This window comes from Nocardiopsis synnemataformans, from assembly GCF_965343085.1.
Taxonomy (GTDB): Bacteria; Actinomycetota; Actinomycetes; order Streptosporangiales; family Streptosporangiaceae; genus Nocardiopsis; species Nocardiopsis alborubida.
Window position 1 is genome coordinate 1 of the sequence record NZ_CBDRFA010000084.1, and the last position, 24,712, is coordinate 24,712.

28 protein-coding genes are annotated in these 24,712 nt (G+C 69.6%); 12 read left to right on the forward strand and 16 right to left on the reverse strand.

Going from position 1 to position 24,712, the window contains the following annotated elements; all coding sequences use genetic code 11:
- Position 1 precedes the first annotated feature (1 nt).
- The 3 genes from ACSIH6_RS33175 (at position 2) to ACSIH6_RS33185 (ending at position 1,515) form a co-directional block, all read left to right on the forward strand.
- Entirely contained in the window at positions 2-559 is a 558-nt protein-coding gene (locus ACSIH6_RS33175; protein ID WP_435112300.1) for a hypothetical protein, read from the forward strand.
- Positions 556-1,032, forward strand: a complete 477-nt coding sequence (locus ACSIH6_RS33180) for an ATP-binding protein (RefSeq protein ID WP_435112301.1) — start codon at positions 556-558, stop codon at positions 1,030-1,032. Before ACSIH6_RS33175 ends, ACSIH6_RS33180 begins: the two co-directional genes overlap by 4 nt.
- Positions 1,033-1,131: 99 nt before the next feature.
- Positions 1,132-1,515: a nuclear transport factor 2 family protein gene (locus tag ACSIH6_RS33185; protein ID WP_435112302.1), complete on the forward strand. Its 384-nt coding sequence runs from the start codon at positions 1,132-1,134 to the stop codon at positions 1,513-1,515.
- A gap of 53 nt (positions 1,516-1,568) precedes the next feature.
- On the opposite strand, the gene ACSIH6_RS33190 is transcribed toward ACSIH6_RS33185, so the two are convergent.
- From ACSIH6_RS33190 to ACSIH6_RS33200, 3 genes are read right to left on the reverse strand one after another with little or no spacing between them, the layout of a single operon-like run.
- Positions 1,569-2,429: a toxin-antitoxin system YwqK family antitoxin gene (locus tag ACSIH6_RS33190; protein WP_435112303.1), complete on the reverse strand. Its 861-nt coding sequence runs from the start codon at positions 2,427-2,429 to the stop codon at positions 1,569-1,571.
- Between the two features lie 12 nt (positions 2,430-2,441).
- Positions 2,442-2,912 (reverse strand): hypothetical protein, encoded by a 471-nt coding sequence (locus ACSIH6_RS33195; protein WP_435112304.1) that lies wholly within the window; start codon positions 2,910-2,912, stop codon positions 2,442-2,444.
- Entirely contained in the window at positions 2,909-3,415 is a 507-nt protein-coding gene (locus ACSIH6_RS33200) for a hypothetical protein (RefSeq protein ID WP_435112305.1), read from the reverse strand. The genes ACSIH6_RS33195 and ACSIH6_RS33200 overlap by 4 nt, the downstream gene beginning before the upstream one ends.
- Positions 3,416-3,805: 390 nt before the next feature.
- On the opposite strand from ACSIH6_RS33200, the gene ACSIH6_RS33205 reads away from it, so the two are divergent.
- A complete protein-coding gene (locus tag ACSIH6_RS33205) occupies positions 3,806-4,189 on the forward strand; it encodes a nuclear transport factor 2 family protein (RefSeq protein ID WP_435112302.1) in 384 nt (127 codons plus the stop codon).
- Positions 4,190-4,242: 53 nt separating this feature from the next.
- Here ACSIH6_RS33205 and ACSIH6_RS33210 read toward each other — a convergent pair whose 3' ends face one another.
- From ACSIH6_RS33210 to ACSIH6_RS33230, 5 genes are all read right to left on the reverse strand, one after another.
- Complete coding sequence (locus ACSIH6_RS33210; RefSeq protein ID WP_435112306.1) at positions 4,243-4,434, reverse strand: hypothetical protein; 192 nt, start codon at positions 4,432-4,434, stop codon at positions 4,243-4,245.
- 326 nt (positions 4,435-4,760) lie between these two features.
- Positions 4,761-5,108 carry a toxin-antitoxin system YwqK family antitoxin gene (locus ACSIH6_RS33215; protein WP_435112307.1) on the reverse strand — a complete coding sequence of 116 codons (348 nt, stop codon included), beginning with the start codon at positions 5,106-5,108 and terminating at the stop codon, positions 4,761-4,763.
- Positions 5,098-8,202: a hypothetical protein gene (locus ACSIH6_RS33220; RefSeq protein WP_435112308.1), complete on the reverse strand. Its 3,105-nt coding sequence runs from the start codon at positions 8,200-8,202 to the stop codon at positions 5,098-5,100. Before ACSIH6_RS33220 ends, ACSIH6_RS33215 begins: the two co-directional genes overlap by 11 nt.
- Positions 8,203-8,359: 157 nt before the next feature.
- Positions 8,360-8,713: a DUF6507 family protein gene (locus tag ACSIH6_RS33225; RefSeq protein WP_435112309.1), complete on the reverse strand. Its 354-nt coding sequence runs from the start codon at positions 8,711-8,713 to the stop codon at positions 8,360-8,362.
- Positions 8,710-9,120 (reverse strand): hypothetical protein, encoded by a 411-nt coding sequence (locus tag ACSIH6_RS33230; RefSeq protein WP_435112310.1) that lies wholly within the window; start codon positions 9,118-9,120, stop codon positions 8,710-8,712. Before ACSIH6_RS33230 ends, ACSIH6_RS33225 begins: the two co-directional genes overlap by 4 nt.
- A 194-nt stretch (positions 9,121-9,314) precedes the next feature.
- Here ACSIH6_RS33230 and ACSIH6_RS33235 point away from each other — a divergent pair, with 194 nt between their 5' ends.
- Entirely contained in the window at positions 9,315-10,700 is a 1,386-nt protein-coding gene (locus ACSIH6_RS33235) for a DUF6177 family protein (protein WP_435112311.1), read from the forward strand.
- A gap of 182 nt (positions 10,701-10,882) precedes the next feature.
- Positions 10,883-12,169: a delta-60 repeat domain-containing protein gene (locus ACSIH6_RS33240; protein WP_435112312.1), complete on the forward strand. Its 1,287-nt coding sequence runs from the start codon at positions 10,883-10,885 to the stop codon at positions 12,167-12,169.
- Between the two features lie 10 nt (positions 12,170-12,179).
- Here the strand turns inward: ACSIH6_RS33240 and ACSIH6_RS33245 are convergent, their stop codons facing one another.
- Together ACSIH6_RS33245 and ACSIH6_RS33250 are read right to left on the reverse strand one after the other, a co-directional pair.
- Positions 12,180-12,626: a hypothetical protein gene (locus ACSIH6_RS33245; protein WP_435112313.1), complete on the reverse strand. Its 447-nt coding sequence runs from the start codon at positions 12,624-12,626 to the stop codon at positions 12,180-12,182.
- Complete coding sequence (locus tag ACSIH6_RS33250; RefSeq protein WP_435112314.1) at positions 12,626-12,883, reverse strand: hypothetical protein; 258 nt, start codon at positions 12,881-12,883, stop codon at positions 12,626-12,628. Before ACSIH6_RS33250 ends, ACSIH6_RS33245 begins: the two co-directional genes overlap by 1 nt.
- A 149-nt stretch (positions 12,884-13,032) precedes the next feature.
- On the opposite strand from ACSIH6_RS33250, the gene ACSIH6_RS33255 reads away from it, so the two are divergent.
- Positions 13,033-13,722, forward strand: coding sequence for a helix-turn-helix domain-containing protein (locus ACSIH6_RS33255; protein WP_435112315.1), 690 nt, complete (start codon positions 13,033-13,035; stop codon positions 13,720-13,722).
- Entirely contained in the window at positions 13,719-14,966 is a 1,248-nt protein-coding gene (locus tag ACSIH6_RS33260; protein ID WP_435112316.1) for an MFS transporter, read from the forward strand. The genes ACSIH6_RS33255 and ACSIH6_RS33260 overlap by 4 nt, the downstream gene beginning before the upstream one ends.
- 142 nt (positions 14,967-15,108) lie before the next feature.
- On the opposite strand, the gene ACSIH6_RS33265 is transcribed toward ACSIH6_RS33260, so the two are convergent.
- Positions 15,109-15,585 (reverse strand): DUF4229 domain-containing protein, encoded by a 477-nt coding sequence (locus ACSIH6_RS33265; RefSeq protein WP_435112317.1) that lies wholly within the window; start codon positions 15,583-15,585, stop codon positions 15,109-15,111.
- A gap of 422 nt (positions 15,586-16,007) precedes the next feature.
- Between ACSIH6_RS33265 and ACSIH6_RS33270 the strand changes: the two genes are divergently transcribed.
- The 3 genes from ACSIH6_RS33270 to ACSIH6_RS33280 all read left to right on the forward strand — a co-directional run bounded on the left by ACSIH6_RS33270 (position 16,008) and on the right by ACSIH6_RS33280 (position 17,712).
- Positions 16,008-16,208, forward strand: a complete 201-nt coding sequence (locus ACSIH6_RS33270) for a BldC family transcriptional regulator (RefSeq protein WP_017535950.1) — start codon at positions 16,008-16,010, stop codon at positions 16,206-16,208.
- Between the two features lie 179 nt (positions 16,209-16,387).
- Positions 16,388-16,744 (forward strand): PLD nuclease N-terminal domain-containing protein, encoded by a 357-nt coding sequence (locus tag ACSIH6_RS33275; RefSeq protein WP_435112318.1) that lies wholly within the window; start codon positions 16,388-16,390, stop codon positions 16,742-16,744.
- Between the two features lie 296 nt (positions 16,745-17,040).
- Positions 17,041-17,712: a DUF4333 domain-containing protein gene (locus ACSIH6_RS33280; protein WP_435112334.1), complete on the forward strand. Its 672-nt coding sequence runs from the start codon at positions 17,041-17,043 to the stop codon at positions 17,710-17,712.
- Positions 17,713-17,784: 72 nt separating this feature from the next.
- Here the strand turns inward: ACSIH6_RS33280 and ACSIH6_RS33285 are convergent, their stop codons facing one another.
- Positions 17,785-19,068, reverse strand: coding sequence for a pectate lyase family protein (locus ACSIH6_RS33285; protein ID WP_435112319.1), 1,284 nt, complete (start codon positions 19,066-19,068; stop codon positions 17,785-17,787).
- A gap of 187 nt (positions 19,069-19,255) precedes the next feature.
- Here ACSIH6_RS33285 and ACSIH6_RS33290 point away from each other — a divergent pair, with 187 nt between their 5' ends.
- Positions 19,256-20,230 carry a LacI family DNA-binding transcriptional regulator gene (locus tag ACSIH6_RS33290; RefSeq protein ID WP_435112320.1) on the forward strand — a complete coding sequence of 325 codons (975 nt, stop codon included), beginning with the start codon at positions 19,256-19,258 and terminating at the stop codon, positions 20,228-20,230.
- A gap of 138 nt (positions 20,231-20,368) precedes the next feature.
- Here ACSIH6_RS33290 and ccsB read toward each other — a convergent pair whose 3' ends face one another.
- The 4 genes from ccsB to ACSIH6_RS33310 are packed head-to-tail and all read right to left on the reverse strand — an operon-like array spanning position 20,369 to position 24,586.
- Positions 20,369-21,361 carry a c-type cytochrome biogenesis protein CcsB gene (ccsB, locus tag ACSIH6_RS33295; RefSeq protein WP_435112321.1) on the reverse strand — a complete coding sequence of 331 codons (993 nt, stop codon included), beginning with the start codon at positions 21,359-21,361 and terminating at the stop codon, positions 20,369-20,371.
- Positions 21,358-23,061 (reverse strand): cytochrome c biogenesis protein ResB, encoded by a 1,704-nt coding sequence (gene resB, locus ACSIH6_RS33300; RefSeq protein ID WP_435112322.1) that lies wholly within the window; start codon positions 23,059-23,061, stop codon positions 21,358-21,360. The genes ccsB and resB overlap by 4 nt, the downstream gene beginning before the upstream one ends.
- Positions 23,061-23,867 (reverse strand): cytochrome c biogenesis CcdA family protein, encoded by an 807-nt coding sequence (locus ACSIH6_RS33305; protein WP_435112323.1) that lies wholly within the window; start codon positions 23,865-23,867, stop codon positions 23,061-23,063. Before ACSIH6_RS33305 ends, resB begins: the two co-directional genes overlap by 1 nt.
- On the reverse strand, positions 23,867-24,586 hold the full coding sequence (locus tag ACSIH6_RS33310) for a TlpA family protein disulfide reductase (RefSeq protein WP_488186051.1): 720 nt from the start codon (positions 24,584-24,586) through the stop codon (positions 23,867-23,869). Before ACSIH6_RS33310 ends, ACSIH6_RS33305 begins: the two co-directional genes overlap by 1 nt.
- Positions 24,587-24,712: the final 126 nt, after the last annotated feature.

The window sequence follows — 24,712 nt, forward strand, 5'->3', positions numbered from 1 at the left end:
CATGCGCCAGTTTAGCGCTGCCCTTCTCAGCCGTGCCCTCGGCCCGCTGATCGCCTTCCTCTCCTCCCCGTGCGGACGCCACTCCACGGTGGCCGGTCGCCGCCGTCGCTGCTCCACCCGCGTCCGCCGCTACGTCCCCGAGGCCCCGCTCGCCTCCGCCTCCGCCTCCGCCTCCGAGCCAGCCGTGCCGCACCTGGCTCCCGCGCGCGAGGTCATCCCGGCCGAGGACGTGGCCCTGGTCCGCCCCTACTTCGCCGCCCACGAGCTTCTGCGCGCGTCCGAGTCGGGCGTCCCCGCGCCCCGGAGTTCCGAACCCGCTTCCGAGACGGACGAGGTCCGGCGCGCGTTCGCCCTCGTCCAGGAACGCGCCGCCGCCCTGCTCCGGCAGTGGAGGGAGGACCCCGGCGGCGACCTGCTCGGCGAACCCGCGCCCCGCTTCGGCGTCGTCCGCCCCGCCAGGCCCGTGAGGCCCACCACGCCCACCCGCTACGCCGAGTGGGGCGAACTGGCCTCCCTCATCCGCATCTGGGACGAGCAGCGACAGGGGGTTCCGGCATGAGGAGCTTCGTCCACTGGGAGCACCGCGTCTACCCCGGTTCCCTGTCCCGGCTCTCCGAGGTCCGCGCGGGCCTCGCCCGCGACCTGTCCGGGTTCGATCCCGACCTGGTCGACACGCTCACCCTGGTCACCAGCGAGCTCTTCGCCAACTGCTGCAAGTACACCGATTCCGGCCGGTCCGACGGCGAGGTCCTGCGCGCGTTGTCGATGCCCGACCCGGCCACCCTGCGCGTGGGCCTGAGCGACTGCGGCGGCGGGGGCGGCGTTCCGACCGTCCCGCACCAGCGCACCACCGACGAGTGGGACTGGGCCGAGGGCCAGCGCGGCCTGCTCCTGGTCGAGAACCTGTCCGCCGCCTGGGGCCACTACCGTCTCGCTCCCTGGGCCGACCTGGGCACCCACGTGTGGGCCGCCTTCCCCGTGGACCCGGTCGCGGTGCCGCCCGGCCTGCGCTCCTTCGTGTTCACCCGTTGACCGCGTCCGGGGGCGGACCTTCGCGCTCCGCCCCCGGACGCGCCGCCGCGTGTGCGACCATCCCGTTGTCGAAGCGGGGCCAGCGGTTCAGGGGGCGACGTGTCAGAAAGCGACCAGGTCCGGGAGCTTCTGGACCTCGCGGCCGCGTGGCGCCGGGCGATCGTCGCGAACGACGCCGACGCCATCGGCCGGTTCGTGTCCGAGGACTGGGTGCTCGTGGACCGGTCCGGCATGGGGTCGCGCGAGAGGTTCCTGTCGCTGGTGGCCTCCGGCGCGCTGACGCACAGCGCGATGCGACCGGTCGAGGGCACCGAGCGGGTGCGCGTCCACGGCGACATGGCCGTGCTCACGGCGAGGGTGGTGAACACGGCGCGCTTCGGCGGACAGGAGTTCCACGCCGACGAGTGGACCACCGACGTCTACCACCGCACGCCGCGCGGCTGGCTGTGCGTGCACTCCCACGTGACCCCGGCCGACGCCTGACCCCGCCGCGCGGCCGCCCCGGCCATTGCATTCCACCGCCGCGTGCCTCCATCTCAGAGCCAGGGAGCGGGACGCTCCTCACCGGTCTCCGGGTCACGCATGAGCCGCGTGGGAGGCGTCTTCTCCTCGTGGGCCATGTTTCCCGCTTCATCGAACTCACGCACGATGATCTTGTTGCCCAGAGCGTCGTAGATCGTCTCCCGCAGAAGACGGCCGTCCTCGCCCCACTCATGCCAAGGCCCCACCGGACCATACGGGTATCTACGAACTCCCTGAACAACGAGCTTCCCACTCGCTGCCCAAGTAAGGACTACTCCATCCTCCATGCCCTCAATGAACGTGCGGACCTCAACACCACCGCCATCGTTACAGATGCACGCCTCTCCCGTGAATATTTGGCCGCCGGAATAAAACCCAACACCTTCTCCGCGATCTTCCAAGCCACTGAGTTTCACCGCCTCCGTAAATACACCAGCCCTCTCAGATCCACTATCAACAATTTCAGGAACTTTTCGCCAGGGGGACAAATCTCCACCCTCCGCTTCCCGTCCTGGTTTGCGGCGACCAGAAATCCTTCCCTTCTCAGCCACTAGAACTCCAGAAGAGTTCCATTCTCTGAGGATTCGAAGACCTCCACGATAGTCTTCGATCCTCTCTACCTTAAGCCCCCCTTCGTCATCCCATTCGTACGACGGGCCAGCAATCCTTCCTCCCTTGATTGCGTTTTTATATTCAAGAAGAAAACCTTTTTCTCCCAGCGAGAATTCCGGACCGTTCGCAACCCCAGCAACGAAAGTTTGCACATAGGTTTCGCCATCCTCATGCTCCACCGAGCACCCCGTAAATCCCCTCCCATCGATCCTTGCCGTCATCTCGTCAAGGAATTCAAGCTCTTCTGAACTAATTCTTTTCACTTTCTTACTCCTTTACTTGTCATAGATCCGACTGAGGGCAGGATCGTTCTTGTGGTGCGTGTTCCTGCCAACCCGAGGCACACGCGCATCCCTGAGAATCTCATTACAGTTGGCGCAGCAGGCGCAGTCACCACCGTCCTTGCCTCCATCGCCCTTGAGAGTGAACCAGTTATCCACTTGAAGATTACTAATCTTCGCGTCGGACGGATACTTTTTTTGCAGTAGGTTGAGAATTCTATTAGCGGCCTTGATCTCCGCGTGACGGTCCGGCCAGTCTGGATGCGGAGTGTCCGAGTAGTCCTGGATGGTCTTCCCATCAGCCTCATAGATTACATATTTCTCCTCGCCTTCTTTTTTTGTCATTCTATTTATTTCACTCTCGATAGCTGGATTTAGACCTCCCTCTGGAATTCGACTTGCCGTAGTGCCATTCATGCCTTCTGCGACGATGCCGTGAAGTCGGTCGACCACGACTGAGTTCACCGCGCCGAAGCTTCCTCCCATCTTCTTCTTTCCTGGCCAAATTTGTCCCTATGAGCGTTGATTTCCTCAACTCGACCCATGAGAAGTTCCGTGTGCCACCGGTCAATGGGCTTCCCACCGACCTCAGTAATACGACCGACTTTATCCCTGCCCGTGATCAAATCCTCTGGAATGACTCCAAGAATTCTGCCGTCCACAAGCTTGTCTCGGTCATCTGGAATCGTATCGGTTCCCCATTCAGGGTAATCGCCGTTTCTCGTGTCGAGCCCGGCTCTCTCGATGGCTGAACGCCTGTCGCCGTCTGCCCCGCCAGGCACAACTTCCGCTGTGGAGGTATCGGAACGCTCTCCGGGATCGCTCTGTTCGACACTAGAACCCAGAGTGCTTTCGTCATCCTTCTTGTCGGCTGTGTCCGGCGCTTCAGAGTTGGAGGAGGCCTCGGGTGTGCGGGGCGCAGCAGGACCAGTGGTCCCGGTGGCACCGCGGATCGGTGCCTGGGTCACGGGCGGAACGACCGGTGCGACCTCAGGATCTTCTTCGGGGAGTGAGACAGGCCGCTCAGGGCCGTCACCACCGACATCGAGTGGCAGTCCAGTACCGGGACGACCAGAGCGGCCACCGCCATCGGCAACCGGGCGGGAACCGGCAGTGTCCTCTCGTCTGGCGTCGCCGTCGCCGCCGGGGGTGAAGCCGGTGTTGGAGGTGCCGTCCTGGGGTGTCCGGGGTGGGCCGTCTTCCCCGTGGACCCGGTCGCGGTGCCGCCCGGCCTGCGCTCCTTCGTGTTCACCCGCTGACCGCGTCCGAGGGCGGGCCGCCGTGCTTCGCCCCCGGACGCGCCGCCGCGTGTGCGACCATCCCGTTGTCGAAGCGGGGCCAGCGGTTCAGGGGGCGACGTGTCAGAAAGCGACCAGGTCCGGGAGCTTCTGGACCTCGCGGCCGCGTGGCGCCGGGCGATCGTCGCGAACGACGCCGACGCCATCGGCCGGTTCGTGTCCGAGGACTGGGTGCTCGTGGACCGGTCCGGCATGGGGTCGCGCGAGAGGTTCCTGTCGCTGGTGGCCTCCGGCGCGCTGACGCACAGCGCGATGCGACCGGTCGAGGGCACCGAGCGGGTGCGCGTCCACGGCGACATGGCCGTGCTCACGGCGAGGGTGGTGAACACGGCGCGCTTCGGCGGACAGGAGTTCCACGCCGACGAGTGGACCACCGACGTCTACCACCGCACGCCGCGCGGCTGGCTGTGCGTGCACTCCCACGTGACCCCGGCCGACGCCTGACCCCGCCGCGCGGCCGCCCCGGCCATTGCATTCCACCGCCGCGTGCCTCCATCTCAGAGCCAGGGAGCGGGACGCTCCTCACCGGTCTCCGGGTCACGCATGAGCCGCGTGGGAGGCGTCTTCTCCTCGTGGGCCATGTTTCCCGCTTCATCGAACTCACGCACGATGATCTTGTTGCCCAGAGCGTCGTAGATCGTCTCCCGCAGAAGACGGCCGTCCTCGCCCCACTCATGCCAAGGCCCCACCGGGCCATACGGGTTTCTACGAACTCCCAGGACAATCAACCTATTGCATTGTACTCAGAGGCGCACGCTCTTTCCTGACCTCCTGGCCATCATATGCCACTTCCAGGCTTTCTTCCAGATAACCCTCAATCAGATTAACGCTATAAGTTACTTCACGCCAGCCCTCCCTCAACACCGACAGAATATCCCCTCCAATTTGTTGAAGAAGCTGCTCCTGCTCAAGGGGACCCAAGGAAAATCGTTCATGCCCCATCATTGCTGATAACTGCTATACCTTCCCTTAGTCACTCAGAGCCAGGGATCGGGAGGCTCCTCGCCGAATTAAACTAACCTTCTTCTTCACTCCGTTCCCAAAAACGGATCCGCCTCCCAGAGTCATCGAACTCAGACTCCCTAGTCATCCGACCATTCAAATCCCACCTCCTCCATACTCCCCGCGGGAGGCCTTCTTTCATTTCACCTTCAAGCTTGAGCCGACCATTTGGGTACCAACTACATTCAGGCCCCTCCTGAAGCCCATCCCGATACGAGGAAAGGTGGACCACATTACCTTTTCCATCACTCTCCACAATTTCTCCAGTAAAAGGCACCCCCTTATACAGGGTGAGAAGGTCGACATCGTCAAACTCAAGACCTTCGTCGTCAGTGTCTACTCTGTTCATCTTACTCATCATGCTCAATATTATATTTCATGCCCTGGACTCCTTCAATCCTTCTTCCAGCAGTAGGATTCCGGACGTCCGGGATTAGATCAGTGCAGTTCGGGCAACACGGAGCCAAGTTGTTGCGTTTGCGAAATGTGAACCTGTTGTCCAACTGGAGCTCGCGGAACACGCTGACATCAGTTTCTCGACCGCCACGCAGCCAAAGAAGTTCATTCACCGCCTTAATTTCAGCATGCCTAAGTGGCTCATCGTTCATTCTGGTACTGTGCTCTTTCCATGGCTGTTCACGCTGATAAAGTGTGTAAGGACCACCTTCATACAGCTTATCCAGCCTGGCACTCAGGAGAGGGTGAAGCCTCTCCTTCTTGATAACATCATCCTGAAGACCGTTCACTGCTTCAATAATATTTCCAGTACGGCGATCAAGGACAACCGACTGCACAGCACCATCCTTGCCCAGGTCACCCTTGGTAAGGTTTGTTCTATCTCTCAGTGTGCCCGTATCCAAGACACGTTGATCAATCAGCTCTTTGAGATAGTCGGTAGCACTTACACCATCCACCGTTTCAATGAGACCGTCTTCGTTTCGTCCCACCCGACTCTCAATGACCTGCTCTAGAATATGCCCACGGGTGAAATCCTTCGGCATGAGCTTGGGCAGGTCACCGACAGCATCGGGGGCAACCAGCGTCCCCTCAGGGGCAGTACCGTTGCTTGAGTGCGCGTCACCTGAGTATGCGTTATTTTCCCGATCACTATCAAAAACGTGTGGTTCTTGGCCAGGCTGTAGTTCCTTAGCATCTTCGCTGATAGTCGGGTCATTTCCTGGCTTGGAGAAATCATCATTCCAGGCGGGCAGAGAACCTTGCTCTTGGCGGCCACGGCCGCCACCGTCCTCGGGAATCGGCCGGGAACCGGTGGTGTCCCCTGATCCGGTGTTACCGTCGCTGCCGGGTGTGAAGCCGGTGTTGGAGGTGCCGTCCTGGGGCGTCCGGGGCGGGCCGCCGCCGTTGCCCGAGTTCGGGTCGTGTGAGGCTGTGATCTCGAAACCGTCGTTGCCCGGGCTGCCGAAGCCGGAGTTCTGCGGGCCTCCCGCCGCGTTGGCTCCGACCAACTGGTTCACGCGCAGCCACTCAAGCTGCCGTTCGGCGGGCAGTGCGCGGAACTCCTCCACCATGTCCACGACGTGCTGCGTCGTCCGTTCGACTTCCCGCTCGTACTCCCGCTCGATCTCCCTCGCGTCCAGGTCGAGAGTCGAGTGCAGTCCATCGCCCGAGGCGGTGTCGGAGCCGTCGGCCGCGATGACACTCAGCGGCCGGTGGGAGTCCGTGCCGGAGTTCTCGGAGTCCCGGTCCGCGACGGACCGCTCGTCATCCTCACGCCGGTGCTCCGAGTCCAGGAACTCCTCCATCTCCGGCCAGCGCTCGGTGCTCGGCACGTCGAGATGGTGCGGAGCCCGGGAAGGCCGGTCCTCGTCCCCACGGCGCGGCGGGTCCGGCTGGTCCGCCGCGGCCAGGACCTCGTGCTCGTCCTCTCCACCCCGACGGGACGGGTCCTCCGAGCCCGGATCGTCCGCGAAGGCGACCAGCGGCCCGTCCTCACGACTTGACCGGTCCGGGTCCCCGGAGGAATCCCCGGCGCCCGGCACGCTGACCGGCCGCCGCGGGTTCGGCAGGTCGGGATCGGATCCGGAGACGGGAACGTTCGGACCCCGTCCGGAGCCGGAACCGCCGCCCTCCCCCGGGCTCCCGGCCGAGAGGCGCTCGATCATCCCCGACAGGCTCCCCAGGCGTGACCCGAACCCGGACGTGGTGTCGGAGAAGTCGCCCCTGATGCCGCTGAACGTCTCGGACAGGGTGAAGCCCGTCCGCGCCGCCGCGCCCGGCTCCCACACCACCTCGGGCCGGTCGACCGGGTCCAGGTCGGGCAGGTCGGAGCCGCCCCGGCCGAGATTGGCCAGGATCGCCCCGCCCCGGACCGGGAGCGAGACCACGGCCAGCGCGGCGTTACCGGCCGCCGTGGACACCGTGTACGCGGGCCGCTCCTCCCACTCGCGCCAGGGCACGATGTCGTGGGCGACCTCGGTCCAGGCCGCGCCCGCGTTGTCCTGCCAGGTCTGGCCGGAGCGCTCGTCGGCGTCGAACGGGTTCATCCACCCGTCCTCGCCGTAGAGCCCGACGAGCGCACCGTACCCCTGGAAGGTCTCCTCCTTGTGCGTGACGGCGTTGTCCACGACCTCACCGACACTGGTCGCCCACCCGCTGCCCTCGCGCCACAGCCCGGTCGCCGAGACGGCACCGACACCCAGCCCCCAGAGCATCCCGACGCCGAAGTTCTCCTGTTGGGCGACGACGGCGTCCACGGCCCAGTCCAGCGGCCAGGGCTTGTCGGAATGGGAGAAGTGGTCCCACATGTCCCCTCCGACGCGCTGCCAGTCGGAGAACTCGCTGAAGTCGTAGTCGACGTCCGCGACGTCGTCGGGGTCCAGACCGTAGACGATCTCCCCGGGACTCGGCGCGTCCCCGGCCTGGGAGACCGACACGTAGTTGTTGCCCGACCCGGTGACCGCCGAGATCGCGTTGGCGCAGGTGCGCTCCGCCTCCTGGAAGGCGGACCACTCCGCGTTCACCTGGAGCTTCAGCTCACGGTTACGCAGGTAGTTGCCCAGATCCAGGTTCCAGAAGTCGACCTCCTTGCCCATGACCTCGAAGTTGTTCATGGCGGTGGAGAAGGCGACGGCCTCCTCCTTGAGCGTCCTGAGCCTGCTCTTGGCGGTCTGCGCGGCCTCGGCGAAGGTGTCCAGCGCGTCGGCGACCGTGGCCGTGTCGTCCAGGATGGTCTCGCCCTTGGCCGCCACCGGCCCCATCACCGCGAGCAGGATCTCGGACTCGGGCGCGGTGTAGTGGGGCTGTAGGCCCTGCCAGGTGCTCTCGATGCCCTCCCCTCCCTCCGCGACCTCACCCGCGGCCGCGCGCATGGCCGCTACCGCGGTCTGGAGGATCTCGACGGAGGTCCCGGGGATGGGGATGGCGTCGGGAACGATCAGGACCGTGAAGTTCTCGTCCAGCGGCTGCTGGTTGCGCGGATCGGGTCCGGGACTCATCACGTCGACGGGAGGCACGTCAGCTCCGGTGGTGGTGGGGCGGGGGAACGGGGGTCCGGGGTCGGGGGGTGGTCTCCGGGAGTGCCGGGGCTCGGGCTCTCCGCGCCGGGCGGGCAGGGGAGGCCCGTGACGGGGTGGGCAAGGGGAGGCCCACGGGTCAGACGGGAGGGTTCATGAGGTCGATGCCGTCGATCGAACCGGCGTTGCCCTGCGCCTCGGCGGCCATCTCCTCGTCGCCGACGAGGTAGGCGTCCACCGCGAGCGCGCACCCCTCCAGCGCGGAACCGGCGCGGGCGACCATCTCCTCGGCCATACCGCCGAAGTGCTCCAGGAAGTAGTAGAGCTCGCTCTCCACCGGGCCGCTGCACGCGGCGGTGGCGGCGTTGAGGATCTCGTCGCCGGTGGTGGTCAGCGAACCGTCCAGGGCGTCGCCGCCGCCGTCGCCCACCTGGCCCAGTACGTCGTTGAGCACGACGCCCACCGAGGGCGCGTCGATGTCCCATGCGCTCATCGTGAACCGTTCTCCTCACTCGTCACGGGGGTGGGGGCCACCACAGCCGGAACCGTGGCAGGCGTCGGGGCCGAGGCCGTCGGAGCAGCCGCACCGGTGAAGCGGTCGGCGCGGAAGCTGTCCGGGGGAGCGGCGGCGAAGCCGTGGCCGGAATCGGCCAGTTCGCGCTCCGCGCGGACGATGCCCGCCTCCATCCGGTGGAGTGCGGGCCGGACGGCCTCGATGATCCTGGTCAGCCGGGTACCCAGCTCCTCGCTGCGGTCGCGCATGCGCGCGGCCAGTACCTCGTTCGCGCCGAGGACGGGGGCGGTGGGAACCGTGGGCTCGGCGGAGGACCCGGCCGCGGCGCCTGCCGCCGACTCCGGAGCCTCCAGCGGCTCCGCCGGTTCCACCAGCTCGAACTTCACGTGCTCCCCTTCCGTCCCGGGCCTGAGTGCCCATCTCCGCGCTGCCCTTTTGTGCGTATTATGCCGGTATCCAACGACAGACAGTGATGCGTTTCTCGCGCAGGATGTCCGTCCCGGTACCGCGTCCCTTGACACAGCGCGGAACGCTCCCCCCAGCCCCCATCCCCCGATCCCCGACCCGCCAAGGAGAACGGTTGAGCTACGACGTGGTGGCCCTGCTCGCAGCGGAACCCGGCATGCGCGCGATCTCCCGGGCCCTGCGCGAGACCGGTCCCGGACTGCTGGTGCGGGTGCTGGACAGCGGCAACGTCCTCCAGCTGTGCGACACCGGCCGCCGCGTCCTGGCCACGCTCGAACCCGCCCAGCTGGTCGAGTCGCGCGGCGAGGTCGCCCGGCTGCTCGGCGACGAGGCCGCGGTGAACCTCCCCGAGACCTGCTGGTGGACCGAGATCCGTGCCCGCCCCGACGAGGCGGGCCGCGAGGCCGCCCACCGCCTCGCCGACGGCCTCGCGCTGAGGCTGGGCGGTACCGTCTGGACCTCCGGCCGCGCCGACTTCTCCCTGTGGGAGGAGAGCGCGCACCCCGCCGTCGAGGCCGCCGCGGAGAAGGCGGTGGTCGTCGCCCAGGACCGCGACGTCGTCCCCCTCTCCTCCTGGATCTCCGACGCGGTGTCCGTGCATGGCGCGCGGGGCACGGCGCTCCAGCTGCTCACCCCGACGACCTCCCGGCTCACCTACGCCCTGCGCACCCTGCTCACGCAGCCGCTGGCCCGCTGGGTCGTGCGCGCCGAGGACGGGAGCTGCTTCGACGGCGTCAGCGGCCTCCCCCTGCACTGGGACCCGGTGCACGCCTACATCCCGGCCCCGCAGGAGGAGGGCGCGCCCGAACCGGCGGAGGGGTTCCTGGACGACTCCCCGATCGGCGCGCACCTGGTCGTGGACCTGTCGGTGCGCCACCGCGAGTCCTTCGCCCCGCCCCTGGGACGGGCCGTGGAAGTCGTTACCGAGCACCTGGCCGCGACCCCGCCCGCAGGGTGGGGGCCGCACGAGCCCGCGCTCGCCCCGTGGGATCGCGAGCGGCTGGTGCGGCTGGCGCGCCACCGCGCTCCGGAGGGCTCGATCCTCCAGTTCTCCGGACCGCACGGGAAGGGCCACCCGTTCACCGGCGGCGTCCGCGTCGGCTGGGACGGGGAGCGGGGCACCGAGCGGATCTCCGTGGCCGTCGGCTACGAGGACGGGTTCGCCCTGCCGATCGACGCGCTGCCCGACCTGGTGGAGGCCCTCGCCGGGGAGGGTCTGCTGGACGTGCTGCACGTGCGCAGGGCGCGCGGACGCCGCGACGTCACGTACGAGCCCCGCTGGCACGGGCTGGCCGTCCCGGTCGGCATGGCCCTGGGCCCGGACGGGGTGCGCCGGGTGGGCGTGGAACACGCGCTGGACGGACCGCTCCCCGGCACCCTGCTGGGCGGGGATGGCGCCCCCGCGGTCTGGTACCCCGTGCCCGAGGACGCACCGCGCCACCTCGGGAGCCGGGCCGTGGCCGCGCAGACGCGGCACCTGGCGGCGGCGCCGCCTGCCTGACCGACAGGATCCGGTCCTCCTTCGCGGGAGGAACCGGAGTCGGCCGCGCCACTCTGGTTACTCCTTGTGACTTAACAGCGACTCTTTGCGAGAATGCGTTCAGTCCTCCTGCCGGTCACCACGCCGACCCGCACACGGTTCGCACGACCCGCACGACCCGCACGACCAAGGGAGAATCCTCCGTGAAACCCAGCCGCCCGCTGCTCGCCCTGACGATGGGCACGCTGCTCCTACTCCCCGCCGGGACCGCGACCGCGGCGCCCGCCGCGCCAGCCGCCCCCGCCTCAGAGGCCGACCACTCCCGCGTGGTCGGCGAACAACCCGTGCGGTGGACGCCGCACGTCCTGGACGGGGCGGTCAAGGACATCCTGCGCGTCGGCGACACCATCCTCGTCGCCGGAAGCTTCACGCAGGTCAGCGCGACCGAGGGGGGCCGCGCCCACGACCTGCCCCACCTGTTCGCGTTCGAGCACGGCACCGGGCGGATCCTCCACGGGTTCGAACCGGAGCTGGACGGCACGGTCACCACGCTGGCACCCGGGCCCGACGGGACGGTGATCGCGGGCGGGGACTTCCGCTCGGTCGACGGTGAACCCTCCACCGGGCTGACCCGGCTGTCGGCCGACGACGGCGACGAGGTGCCGCAGTTCCGCGCCGACCTCGACGGGGGCCGGGTCCACCGCGTCGCCGGCGACGGCGAGCACCTGTACGTGGGCGGCAGCTTCCCCGGCGTGAACGGCGTGGAGCAGACCGCGCTGGCCCGTCTCGACGCCCGGAGCGGCGAGGTGGACACCGGCTTCACGCCCAGCGTGTCCGACGAGCGCAACGGCGTGCTGAAGGTCCAGGAGCTGGCGCTGAGCCCGGACGGGCGGCGGCTGGTCGTCAACGGGTCCTTCACCAAGGTGGACGGCGAGGACCGCTACCAGATCGCCATGATCGACACCGAGAGCGGCTCGGTCGCGCCGTGGTCCACGTCGGCCTACGAGGCCCCCTGCGAGGACGTGCGGCTGCACACCTACATGCGGCGGATGGACTTCTCCCCGGACGGCTCGTACTTCGCGGTGGTGACGGCGGGCGGCCCGGAGGTCAAACCGGGCTTGTGCAAGTCCGTCGCGCGCTTCGAGAACACCGACACCCCGGACTCCGACCCCACCTGGAGCAACAAGACCGGCGGCGACTCGCTGTACTCGGTGGAGATCACGTCGGCGGCGGTGTACGTGGGCGGGCACCAGCGCTGGATGGACAACGAGGAGGGCGCCCTCAACCCCGGCCCCGGCTCGGTGGCCCGCGAGGGCATCGGGGCCGTGGACCCCGGGACCGGCAGGGCACTGCCGTGGAACCCCGGCCGGACGCGCGGCCACGGCGTGGAGGCGATGCTCGCCACCTCCGACGGGCTGTACGTGGGCAGCGACACCGAGCGCCTCGCCGGCGAGTACCACGCCCGGCTGGGGATGTTCCCGCTCTCCTGAACCGGGGAGGTCAGGACACGGGGGCGTCCCTGCGGCGCCCCCGGCGTCCGCCGGGCACCGGCGTGTCCACGCCCTTGAGCAGCTGGTGGACGCGCTGGTGCGAGAGGTCGACGACGTCGGCCATGGCCCGCTGGGTGACGCCCTCCCTCCGCATGGTCTCCAGGACCCGGGCGCGGGCCCGGTCGCGCTCGGTCTGGGAACGCCGGAACTCCTCCTCCGCCACGAGGTACTGGATGACGTCCTCGGTCACGTCCTCGCCGCCGAACTCGTAACGCCAGGTGATCGTGAAGTCCTCCGGGTCGGTGTCCGTGAGATCGGCGATGGCCTCGGGAACCTCATCCTTGATCTCGGAGAAGTGCACGTAGTCGACCGTTCCGACGACGTGTTCGGGCAGCCCCGCGATACGTACGACCCAGAGGTCCTCGTCGCGGATGACGGTAGCCGTGTAGTCAGGCATCACTTCTCCATCCATTTCTCACCGAACAGGTGCTGCAAGCCGTCCTCCACGTCCTGCAGAAGGCCCCGGGACAGCTCCTTGGAATGTTGCGTGACCATGAAACGGCCAACCTGTGCTCCGCCTTCGTCCAGGAGGACATAGGTCTGGTGTGATCCTTTGCCCCGCCCTTTGAGTTCTTCCAGGCGCAGGCCGTTCTTACGCGCCATCCGGCGCACCAGGGCGAGCAGGACCCGCGCCTTCATCCGCTTGCTGACCATGAGTCTAAAGCTAGGCCGGTTGCTACTCAAGCGCCTAGAAAACTAGATATATGGATCACGAGTCCATGGGTTCCGGATCGCCGGAATATCCCAAGGGTTCTTGGCCAACACCCCTTGGCCAAGAACTCTTGGGCGTTTACGGTGACCGCATGGACGACTCCGCCCCCCGCGACAGCGCGACCCCCGACAAGACCCCCGGCCGCGCCCCCGCCCCGGGCCCGAACCCCGCCCCCAACCCCTTCGCCCACGCGGCGACCCTCGACTCCCGCTCCCTGCGCGGGCTGGCCCACCCCCTGCGCATCCGCGTCCTCAACCTCCTCCAGCAGCGCGGACCGGCCACCGGCAAGACCGTCTCGGAGTGGCTGGACGTCTCCTCGGCCTCGGCCAGCTACCACCTGCGGCAGCTGGAGGCCCACGGGTTCATCGAGGAGGACCCCTCCCTGGGCACCTCGCGGGAGCGCTGGTGGCGCTCCCGGCACAGGGGCTTCCGCTTCCCCGAGCACCTGGACACCGACGAGCCCGAGCTGAGCACCGCCGTGCGCATGGCCCTGGCCGCCAGCTGGAGCGAGGAACTGGCCGCGGCCGTCAACATGTGGGCGGCCCAGCCCGAGGGCTGGCGCGAGGCGCAGGTCATGTCCGGACGGCGCACCGAGCTGACCCTGGACGAGCTCACCGCCTTCCGGGCGGAGGTCCGCGCGCTCTTCGACCGCTACGCGCGCGAGACCGGCGCACCCGGCAGCCGACCGGTGCACATCCAGTTCGCCGCCTTCCCCGACCCCGAGGACCGGGGCCCGGACGGGGAGGACGCCGAGAAGGGCGGCGGAGAGGCGGGGACGTGAGGGACGTCGGCGGGCTGGTCGCCGCCCAGGCCCTGTGCTACACCGCCACGCGGCTGGCGATGATCGCCATCCCCTGGTTCGTCCTGGAGATCACCGGCAGCCCGGCGTCCACGGGGGTGGTGGCCTTCTTCGAGATCGGCTCCTACACCCTGGCCCGGCTGCTGGGCGGACCGCTGCTGGACCGCATGGGCCAGCGCGCGGTGAGCGTGCGCGCCGACCTCGTCGCCGCCGCGGCGGTGGCCTGCGTCCCGCTGCTGCACGCGGCCGGGCTGCTGTCCTTCCCCGTGCTCCTGGCGCTGGTGACCGTGATCGGCCTGGCCACCGGCCCCGCCGAGGCCGCCAAGGTCTCCATGGCCCCGGCCGTCGCCGAACGCACGGGGACGCGCCTCGAACGGGTCACCGGGCTCACCGGAACCGTGGACCGGCTGTCCACGACCGTCGGCCCGGTGGCCGCGGGCGGGCTGGTGTCCCTGCTCGGCGCGCTCCCGGCCCTGTACGCGAACGCCGCGCTGCTCGCCGCGGCGGCGGTGGTGCTGGCCGTCACCCAGCCCGGGGAGCGCCCCGGCTCCGGCGAGGACCCCGAGGCGGACGCGGGATACCTGGCCAGGCTGCGCACCGGCTGGCGGGCGGTCTGGGGCGACGCCACCCTGCGCGTCCTGGTGGTCGTGCTCGCGGTCACCAACATGATCGACATGTCCGTGGCGTCGGTGCTGCTGCCGGTGTGGGTGGACGAGAACGGCATGGGACCCGCGGTGGTCGGGCTCCTGGGCGGCGTGATGGGCGCGGCCTCGGTGGCGGGTTCGCTCGCGGCCACGGCGGTCGGGCACCTGCTGCCCCGGCGGGCGGTGTTCTTCGCGGGGCTGGTGCTGGCCGGGCCGCCCCGGCTGCTCGTGCTGGCGCTGGACGTGCCGCTGTGGGCGGTCCTGGCGGTGTGGGGCCTGTGCGGGCTCGCGGGCGGGGTGCTCAACCCGATCCTGGGCGCGGTCCTGTTCGAACGCCTGCCCCGCCACACCGTGGGGCGCGGGACGGCGACGATCGGCGCGCTGACCCGGATGGCGGCGCCGCTGGGCGCGCCCGTGGCGGGCGCGGCGGCCGGGCTGCTCGGAGCGGCGCCGGTGCTGCTGGTGTGCGCGGCCGTCTACCTGGCCGCGGTCCTGCCGCCGCTCGTGGGCCGCGCGGCCGAGGGCATCGACAGGCGCGGGTCGGGGGCGGACCGGTCGCCGGACGGAGCGGGCACGGGCTGAGGCACCGGCCACCCCCGGCCGGAGCACACGGACACGGGCCCGGGCCGACGTGTACGGAAGCGCGGGATCCGGCCCCCGGCCGGGACGCACCGGGGCGGCACCGGTAATCCCCGGCTGGGGTGTGCGGGGGCGCGGCGCCCGGTCAGGACTCCCTGGCCGCGGTCGGCGCGTCCTCGCCCCTCATGCCCCTCCCGGACTTGTCTGCCCCGGCACCAGCACCAGCACCAGAGCCGGGGTCGGCGTCGGAGTCCGTCCCGGCCGGGGCCTCCCCGTGGTCCGGCGCCTCCCGGTCCGCCACTTCCTGGGCCGGTGCTTCCTGGGTCGGCGCTTCCTGGGTCGGCGCTTCCTGGGCTGTTGCTTCCTGGAAACCGTCCTCACGGGCGGAGGCGGCCGACAGGCGCTCGGACACGCCGCCCGCCTTGCGGCGCTCCATCCGCTCCACCGCGCTCGCCGAGATCCTGTCGCGCATCCCGGACAGCAGGACGTAGGAGGCCAGTCCGCTGACCAGCCAGGCCAGGATCAGGGCGATCCACGCACGGGCGCCGAAAAGGTAGACCACTCCGAAGGCCGCCGCGAACAGCCCCAGGCGGGCGGCGGTATAGGTCAGCAAGCTACGCATCCAAAAGCCTCACAACAGACGATTACCTGGACTAGATTGGTCGCTACGCCCATCGGCGGCGCGGAACGCCCGGTCAGCACCTGTGTCCGGACGTTCCCACACCCGGCACGGGTCGGGCTGACGGCGTCCCACAGGTCCTTATCTCCAGGTTAAGGGCGTGCCCGCTGCGACGGGCATCGGGGCGGTGTGTCGCCTGCGGCACAGGGGAACTGGACATAGGCGAACACGATTCGCATAGTCATGGGATGTTTCCAATCCCGACAGCAGGGTCCGAACATCACGTTCCGGTCACATATCCGGTACTCCTCCCCCCAACACCGCAATTTCTCCGAAAACTAGGGAGGAAACGGTCCAACTCGTGCACACTAGGGGATCAAACGCCCGCCGCCCCCACAGTCCGAGGCGGGCACGATTGGGGGAATGTGAAGGTGGAACGAGCAAGCGAACGCCTGTTGACCCCCGGGGAAGTGGCCTCACTCTTCCGGGTTGATCCCAAGACCGTCACGCGCTGGGCCGCCTCCGGGCGGATCAGCAGCATCCGGACTCCGGGCGGACACCGCCGCTTCCGCGAGTCGGAGGTGCGCGCCCTCCTGCTCGGGGAGCCGAGCGAGAGCACGCCCTGAGTCAGAGCGCCCTGAGTCAGAGCGCCCCGAGACAGCCCATCCGGCGGGAGCCAGAGCTCCAGGAGCCACGGGGCTTTCCGGCCGCCCCGTCGGCCGGGCAGCCGCCCCGCGGTCTCCCCCTGCCCTCCGGCCCGGTGTCCCGACCGTGAGGAGTCGACTGCAAGAGTTAGGCTGGAACCATGGTGTGGCTTGGTGGCCTGATCACGCTCGTATCGATCGTTCTCTGGGTGTACGCGTTCTTCGACGCGCTCACCACCCCTTCCTCTGAGGTGCGCACTCTGCCGAAGGTGCTGTGGGTGTTCGTCATCGTGCTGTTCGTGCCCGTCGGTGCCGTCCTGTGGCTCCTCCTCGGCCGCCCACGTCAGGCGGCCGCACCCCGCGGGAGCGCGCCCTCCCCGGAACAGACCACGGCCTCGGCCGACGAGCTCGACCCGTCCGACTTCACCAAGCCCTCGGGCAGCCCGCACCCGCTCGGACCGGACGACGACCCCGAGTTCCTGCGACGACTCAACCGGCGCATCGATCCGGAGGACTGACCCGGACACGACCTGCCCGGACCGGCGCATGACGAAGGTGGGGGCCGCCCGACAGGGCGCGGCCCCCACCGCTGTGTACGGATCGGTACCGGGGCGCTGACCGGAGACCTCGCTGTCGGGGCGCGGGAAGGATCCGGAGCCCCGCCCGCCGCCCAAGCGGTCTCCTGGCGGACACCGGACGAACAGACCGGACATCGATGTCACATCCCCGCATCGAAGCCATCGGCCTCGGAACCCGCTCTTCGCGTTCGGCGTCCAGACTCATGCACATGTCACCGGAAGCTGAGGAGGCCGCGATGCGGCAGGCCGGACGTCGTCGAATCATCACTGGAACGATGCTGGGCACGGTGTCCCTGCTCCTGTCCACCGGCTGTTCGTTCGAGTTCAGCGCCGGCGGCCCCGCCGCCGTCGACGCCGAGCAGGTCGCCGAACGGTCGAGTGAGATGCTGGCCGAGCAGGTGGGCCAGACCCCCGACGACCTCACCTGCTCCGAAGACCTCCCCGCGGAGGTGGGCGCCGAGATCCGCTGTGAGCTCACCGCCGACGGCCAGACCCTCGGCGTGACCGTCACGACCACCTCGGTCGACGGTGACGACGTCCAGTGGGACGTCAAGGTCGACGACGCCCCGGCCGGGGACAGCGCCGCCGAGGACGGCGCGGGTGAGGACGCCGCCTCCGGAGACGGCGCGGGCGAGGGCACCGGTGGGGACGACAGCGCCGCCGCCGCGAGCAACGGAGTCGTCCCCGCCGACCAGGTCGCCCAGCAGTCGGCCGCGCAACTGGAGGCGGTGGTCGGCCAAGCCCCCGAGGACTTCTCCTGCTCCCAGGGTCTCCCCGCGGAGGTGGGCGCGGAGATCCGCTGCAACCTCGTGGACGGCGGCATGAACTACGGCGTGACCGTCACGACGACCTCCGTCGACGGTACCGACGTCCAGTGGGACATCAAGGTCGACGACCAGCCCCTGTAGCGGCGGCGGCCCGCCCGGCCGGGGCCGGGCGGGCCCACCCCTCGGCACGTGATCACGCCGAGGGCGCCGGGCTCAGAGCAGTCCGGCGCCCGCCTCGCGCGGTACGCCGCGGACCGCGTGCACCGGCTCCACCCGCGTGGAGTACTGCGGCACCCAGGTCAGGTCGGTGCCCAGCGCCTGGTCGGGGTAGGCGTCGTTGTGCGCCTCCACCAGGTCGACCTCCGTGACGCGCCCGCGGCCGTCCTCCATCACCGCGTTCCCGTGCTCCACGATGTCGGTGCCGCCCCAGTTGGCGACGATCTCCCCGGCCCCGATGCCGTCGCGCAGGTCGAACAGGTTGTTCTCCGCGTACAGGTGCGACTCGAAGCCCACGCCCAGGCTGTACTGGTACAGGTCCGTGGCCACCGTGTAGTGGTTGTTGTAGACGTGCACCTGGCCGTAGCGCACGCGGGGCGCGCGCTGGCCCAGGCCGTCGAAGTGGTTGTGGTGCCAGGTGGTGCGCAGGTACCCGCGGTCGGTGGTGCGGCCGTCGCTGTTGCCCACCAGGATGGCCTTGTCGCGGCCGTCGAAGTGGTTGTACGACACCGTCACCAGGTCACTGGCGCGCACGATGTCGAGCAGGCCGTCGTGCACCTCGTACCTGCGCCCGAAGTACTCCGGCAGCTCCGAGCCCGGGTTGTCGCCGTCGTCGAACGTGTTGTGGTCGATCCACACGTTCGTGGAGCCGGAGACCTCCAGGTGGTCGTACTCGGAGTTCCAGTTGCCCTCGCCGCCGTCGCCGGGGTCCCAGCCGGGGAAGCAGTCGTGTGTGTCGGAGAGGGTGAGGTTGCGCAGGATGACGTTGCGCGCGCCCACCACCCGGATGCTCATCCCGGTGATCTCGGCGCCGTCCCCGGCCCCCACCACGGTCGTGTTGGAGCCGACCTCCACCCGGACCCGCTCCGCCTGGGCGGCGGACGAGGCCTCGCGGGCCTCCTCCAGCGGGCCGCTGGGATCCTGCCAGCCCCACACCTCGGGGTCGTAGGCGGCCAGGTAGTCCTCCAGCGTGTAGCCGTCCACGGCGTAGTCCCCGCACGACAGGGGCGTGCCGTCCGGCGCCGTGTTCGCGTCGACGAAGCCCTCGACGTAGACGATCTTGGGCTCGTCGCCGCTCACCGCCTCGCGGAACTCCTGTGCCGTGGAGACGCGGAAGACGTTCTCCGGGGAGGCGTCCGCGCCTCCCGTCGTGCCGCCTCCGGCCGAGGCCCAGCCGTCGCCCTCGGGCAGGACCTGCCTGCCCACGTCGGGCGCCGCCTGGACGGGCGCGACCGCGGTCATCACCAACACCGTGCTCAGAGGGAGTACAAGCCTGCGCATGGTTCTGCTCCTCAGGGGGGAAACTGCAAACGGTTGCATGAACATCTCCCAGGAGCCGGATCCGCGTCAACCCCTCCGACCCGGGAAAACCCCGGAAAACCAGGCACCGGCCCCCAAAGTGCACACTGGTCAACCACAACCGGTTGCCAGTAACCTCGGAACCGTTCCCCACCGAAGGAGGCCACGGGTGGCCGTGACCATCAAGGACGTCGCCCTGGCGAGCGGGGTGCACGTCTCCACCGTCTCCCGGACCTTCTCCGCCGCGCACCTGGTCAACCCCGACACCCGGACCCGCGTGCTCGCCGCCGCCAGCGCCCTGGGCTACCGGCCCAACCGCGCCGCGCGCGCCCTGTCCACCCGCCGCACCGGCAACCTGGGACTGATCGTCGCCGACATCGCCAACCCCTTCTTCCCGCCCCTGATCAAGGCCGCCCAGGCCCACGCCCGCCGCAGCGACCACCACGTGTTCGTCGCCGACACCGACGAGCAGGCCCGCGTGGAGGAGGAGCTGATCCGCTCCATGGCCACCCAGGTGGACGGCGCGCTCCTGGTGGCGCCGCGCCTGAGCAACCGCCTGATCGCCGAACTCAGCACCGACGTGCCCTTCGTCGTGGTCAACCGCCAGCCCGCCGGGCTGCCCGCCGTCCTCATGGACGTGGCCTCGGGCGCCGCGCAGGCCGTGGACCACCTCGCCTCCCTCGGCCACCGCGAGATCGCCCTGCTCACCGGCCCGCGCGCGTCGTGGACCAACCAGCGCCTGGAGCGCGCGGCGGAGGAGGCCGCCCTGCGCCGCGGCCTCGTCCTGCACAGCGTGGGCCCCAACCAGCCCACTGAGGAGGGCGGCGCCGCCGCTGCCCCCGGGGTGCTGGCCCTCGGCGCCACCGCCGTCCTGGCCTACAACGACCTGGTCGCCCTCGGTCTGGTCCAGGAGCTCCGTGCCCTGGGCGCGTCCGTGCCCGGCGATCTCAGCGTCGTCGGCGTCGACAACACCCACACCGCCCGCCACTGCGATCTGACCAGCGTCGACATGCCCACCGCCGCCGCCGGGCGCTCCGCCATCGACCTGCTGCTGCACCGCATCAGCAGCGAGGACTCCCCCGGCACCGTCACCCTGGACACCCGCCTGGTGGTGCGCGGGTCCACCGCTCCCCCGCCCGCCTGAACACGGGGCGGAGCGGGGCCCCAGAACAAACAGGCCCCAAAGCAAACACGTCCGGGCGCCCGGGCACGGGGCGAAGCGGAGCGGAGCCCCAAAGCAAACGGGGCCCCGCCGTGGCGGGGCCCCGTGCGTCAGTCGGGATCAGGCGTAGGAGTGCAGACCGCTGAACATGTAGTTCACCGCGAAGAAGTTGAACAGGATGGTCGCGAAGCCCACCACGTTGATCCACGTGGCCTTGGGTCCGCGCCAGCCGCCGGTGGCGCGGGCGTGCAGGTAGGCCGCGTAGATCACCCAGGAGATGAACGACCAGACCTCCTTGGGGTCCCAGCCCCAGAAGCGGCCCCAGGCCTCGTCCGCCCAGATGGAACCGGCGATGATGCCGAAGGTCCACAGCGGGAAGGCGAAGAGGATGAACCGGTGGGAGATCCGGTCCAGCAGATCGGGGCTGGGCAGGCGGCCCGCGATACCGGCCACCTTCTCGCCCAGCGCGCGCTTGGCCTCGGCCCGGTGCGCCACGAGGTAGGTGACACCGGCCGCGCCGGAGACCATGAAGGCGCCGCCCGCGATGATCGTCGCGGTCACGTGGATGGGCACCCAGTACGAGTGCAGGGCGGGGATGAGCGGGCCCGGGTCCACGTACAGCCAGCGGACGCCGACGCCCAGCAGGACGAGCACCGGGACCAGCACGAACGCGCCCAGGAAGCGCGCCTGGTACCGGTAGGAGGCGAAGAGCAGACCGCCCACCGCGACCAGGCACAGGGCCACGACGAACTCGAACATGTTGCCCCACGGCCAGCGCCCGGCGGCCAGGCCGCGGGCGATGATCTGGGCGACGCCCATCACGAAGCCGAACGTCGTCACGCCCAGGGCGATCTTGCCCAGGACGCTCTGGGAGGCCCTGGCCTCCGCCTCGGTGCTGCGGACGTTGACCTCGATGCCGTCGTCGGCGCCGGACTCGGCACCGGCGTTGACCGGCATGAGCCGACCGGCCCTGAGCTTGGTGCGTCGTCCGTAGGCGGCCTCGATGGCGAAGAGGAACAGCGCAGCCGCGTACGTGACGATCATCGCGATGATCAACGAGTCACTGACTGACGTCATCACCTCGTCCACCTGTGCGGCGAGTGTGTACGTCACCGGTCACTCCCTTGTGTCGTCGACTCTGGCGGGTCGGATGGCGGATGGGGGTCGGAGCCCGGAGCGGGGTCCGGGTCGAGGTCCGGCTCGGGGTCCGGACGGCTGTCCGGTGCGGAGCCGGGGTCCCCGTCGGACCGGCTCCGGAGCCGTCCGGCGAGTTCCGTGGTGAGTTCGTGGAACTCCACGTTGTTGCCGGCCGCCTCGGTCTTGCCCAGGGCGGCCAGCTCCACACGGGTGCGGCCGTCCCCGCCCCTGGTCGCGCGCACCCACACGCGGCGCGGACGGACGAACAGGGTGATGACCAGCCCGGCCACGGCCAGGGAGGCCGCGGTCAGCGCGGGCAGCCGGGCGCCGTCCCGGTTCATCTGGAGGCTGACGTACTCCTTGTAGCCGGAGAAGGTGATCGACCCGGCGCCCTCGGGCAGCTCCCAGGTGTCCCCGATCCCCATCACGGGGGAGCTGCCGAGCTCCTCCATGCCGCCGGTGCGCAGCTGGTAGACCGACTGCGGGTCGACCAGGCCCAGGTCGCCCTGGTAGCCCTCCAGCGTGATCCGGGGGTTCTCGGCACCCGGGAAGTTGGACACCAGCTCCCCCTCGGACGTCTCCACCGCGCTGGGCAGGAACACGCCGACGAAGCCGAGCTGCTCGCCCCCGGTGTCGGGCACCTTGACCACGCCGTCGGAGGTGTAGGAGGCCGTGTCCCGGTGCAGGAAGGGGACCGCCTGGTCGAAGACCACGTCGCCCTCGCCGTTGCGCACCTCGAACTCCGGCGCGTACCCGTGGCCGAGCAGGTAGACCTGCACTCCGGACACGCTCAGCGGGTGGTTGACCTCCAGCCGGTGCCGCTCCTCCTGCGCGTCGGGCGCCTCCCTGTAGGTGAGGTCGGCGACGTAGGACTCGGCCTGCCCGCGCAGGTCGCCGTCCTCGATGAAGGAGGCCTCGAAGTCGTCCAGGTGGATGGAGAAGGGCTCCAGGGAGTCGGTGTCGGTCCAGTGCCCGGGGTAGATGGCGTCGTAGGAGGTCAGGGTGTTGGCGAACCCGTCGCCCTCCACCAGGAGCATGTTGCCGCGGTAGCCGAAAAAGGCCCCGGCGGCCAGCGCCAGCAGCAGGCCCAGCAGGGCCAGGTGGAACAGGACGTTCCCGGCCTCGCGCAGGTAGCCGGTCTCGGTGGAGAGCGAGTCGCCGTAGCGCTCGGCCCGGTAGCGACGCAGGACCTTGCGGGACTGCTCCAGCACCGTCTCGGGGTCGGCGTCGGTGGTGAACGCGGCCGCGTAAGGCATCCGGCCCAGGTTCTTGGGCGTGCGCACCGGGCGCGCCCGCACCGCGCGGGCGTGCGCCAGCGCGCGGGGGAGCACGCAGCCCGCCAGGGAGACGAACAGCAGCAGGTAGATCGCCGCGTACCAGGGCGAGGAGAACACGTCGAAGAGGTGGAACCGGTCCAACCAGGGCGCCAGTTCGGGGTTCTCCTGGAAGTAGGTGTTGACCTCGTCGACGCTCACCACGTTCTGCGGCAGGATCGAGCCCGGGATGGCCCCGACCGCCAGCAGGAACAGCAGGATCAGGGCGGTGCGCATCGAGGTGAGGGTGCGCCAGATCCAGCGCAGCCAGCCGACCGCGCCCAGGCCCTTGGGGCGCGGCCGGGCGCTCTCCTCGTCGTGGGAACCGGTTCCGGTCCCCTGGTCGTTCGCGGTCGTGCTCATCAGATCACCGTCTGGAAGTCGGCGGCCCAGCCCTGCATGGCGATGGTCAGCTGTGTCCACAGCCCGGTCACCATCGCCAGGCCGACCAGGACGAGCATGGCCCCGCCGATCACGGTGACCGTGCGGGTGCGGCGCTTGAGCCAGTCGAAGGTGCCCAGCGCGCGCCGGTAGAGGAGGGAGGCCAGGACGAACGGCAGCCCGAGGCCGACGCAGTAGACCAGGGACAGCAGCATGCCTCGCCCGGCGCCGCCCTCGACGAAGGCGAGGGTCTGCACGGCGGCCAGGGTGGGCCCGATGCAGGGGGTCCAGCCCAGGCCGAACAGGACGCCGAGCAGCGGCGCGCCCGCCAGCCCGGCCCGCGGCAGGCGGTGGAAGCGGAACTCCCGCCCGAAGCCCGGGATGACGCCCATGAAGGCCAGGCCCAGGACGACGGTGAGGACGCCGAGCACCCGGGTGATGGGGTCGGTGTAGTCCATGAGGAGCTCGCCGAGCCAGCCGATGAAGCCGCCGACGGCGACGAACACCAGGGTGAACCCGGCGATGAACAGGACGCTGCCCGTGACCATGGTCCAGCGGCGGGAGGCCAGTTCGGCGTCGATGTCGGCGACGGTGGCGGTGCCGCCCCCCGTGGCCGAGGCGGTGCGCTCGCGGACCTGGGTGCCGCTCATCCCGGTCACGTAGGACAGGTAGCCGGGCACGAGCGGGAGCACGCAGGGCGAGAGGAAGGAGACCAGGCCCGCGGCCAGGGCCAGCGGGATCGCGGCCAGCAGGGAGCCGGTGAGGACGGTGGTGCCGATGGGGTCCATCAGCCCTCGCCCCCGGATCCGCCGTCGTCCTCCGCGTCGCCCGGACCAGGGTCGCCGGAGTCCGCGCCGCCGGAGTCGGCCTCCTCCTGGGACGCCGTCTCCTCGGCCTCCTGCTCCGCGACCCGGGGACGCTCCTCCGGGTCGCCGAAGTCGAACTCGACCACCAGCGGGTTGAGCAGCTCGGTCAGCTGGCCGTAGGTGGTCGGGCCGATGACGCGGGCGGCGATGCGGCCCTCGGGGTCGATGACGAGCGTGCTGGGGATGGAGCGCGGGGGCACGGTGTCGCGGAAGGCCTGGGGCACCGCGCCGGGCTGGTCGTACAGGCTCGGGTAGGGGACCCCCATGCTCTCCTGGTAGGACCGCGCGGCCGTCTCGTCGTCCTTGATGTTCACGCCGAGGAAGTCCACGCCCAGGTCCGCGTACTCGGCGTGGACCTCGTCCAGGACCGGCTGCTCCGCGCGGCAGGGGCCGCACCAGCTCGCCCAGACGTTGAGGACGACGATGCCGCCCTCGTAGTCGCTGAGGGAGACCTCCCCGCTCTCGAGGGTGGTGCCGGTGACCTCGGGCGCCTCGGTGCGGTCGGCGGTCTCGAAGGCGGTGGCGCTTCCGTCTCCGGAGATGAAGCGGTTCTCCTCGTCGCTGGCCTGGATCTCGTTGCCCCCGGCGCAGCCGGTCAGGGCGAGTACGGCGGCCAGTCCGGCCGCCGCCAGGCGCGGCACGGCACGGCTTCGGCGCGTACCGGTGCTGGTTCTGGGCATCGAGGGGACCTCGCGAACGGGGTGTGAACAGGGCGGACTACAACAACGACAAAGTGTAGTAGATGCCCTGGAGCCCGTTCGGCCGCC

What these genes read in the sequence shown, in the direction of transcription:
- ACSIH6_RS33250 (WP_435112314.1), bottom strand. Translation starts at nt 12,883, where the DNA reads ATGGTCAGCAAGCGGATGAAGGCGCGGGTCCTGCTCGCCCTGGTGCGC.
- resB (WP_435112322.1), bottom strand. Translation starts at nt 23,061, where the DNA reads ATGAGCACGACCGCGAACGACCAGGGGACCGGAACCGGTTCCCACGAC.
- ACSIH6_RS33225 (WP_435112309.1), bottom strand. Translation starts at nt 8,713, where the DNA reads ATGAGCGCATGGGACATCGACGCGCCCTCGGTGGGCGTCGTGCTCAAC.
- ACSIH6_RS33280 (WP_435112334.1), top strand. Translation starts at nt 17,041, where the DNA reads ATGCGGCAGGCCGGACGTCGTCGAATCATCACTGGAACGATGCTGGGC.
- ACSIH6_RS33255 (WP_435112315.1), top strand. Translation starts at nt 13,033, where the DNA reads ATGGACGACTCCGCCCCCCGCGACAGCGCGACCCCCGACAAGACCCCC.
- ACSIH6_RS33245 (WP_435112313.1), bottom strand. Translation starts at nt 12,626, where the DNA reads ATGCCTGACTACACGGCTACCGTCATCCGCGACGAGGACCTCTGGGTC.
- ACSIH6_RS33215 (WP_435112307.1), bottom strand. Translation starts at nt 5,108, where the DNA reads ATGATGAGTAAGATGAACAGAGTAGACACTGACGACGAAGGTCTTGAG.
- ACSIH6_RS33305 (WP_435112323.1), bottom strand. Translation starts at nt 23,867, where the DNA reads ATGGACCCCATCGGCACCACCGTCCTCACCGGCTCCCTGCTGGCCGCG.
- ACSIH6_RS33175 (WP_435112300.1), top strand. Translation starts at nt 2, where the DNA reads ATGCGCCAGTTTAGCGCTGCCCTTCTCAGCCGTGCCCTCGGCCCGCTG.
- ACSIH6_RS33220 (WP_435112308.1), bottom strand. Translation starts at nt 8,202, where the DNA reads ATGAGTCCCGGACCCGATCCGCGCAACCAGCAGCCGCTGGACGAGAAC.
- ACSIH6_RS33265 (WP_435112317.1), bottom strand. Translation starts at nt 15,585, where the DNA reads ATGCGTAGCTTGCTGACCTATACCGCCGCCCGCCTGGGGCTGTTCGCG.
- ACSIH6_RS33275 (WP_435112318.1), top strand. Translation starts at nt 16,388, where the DNA reads ATGGTGTGGCTTGGTGGCCTGATCACGCTCGTATCGATCGTTCTCTGG.
- ACSIH6_RS33180 (WP_435112301.1), top strand. Translation starts at nt 556, where the DNA reads ATGAGGAGCTTCGTCCACTGGGAGCACCGCGTCTACCCCGGTTCCCTG.
- ACSIH6_RS33285 (WP_435112319.1), bottom strand. Translation starts at nt 19,068, where the DNA reads ATGCGCAGGCTTGTACTCCCTCTGAGCACGGTGTTGGTGATGACCGCG.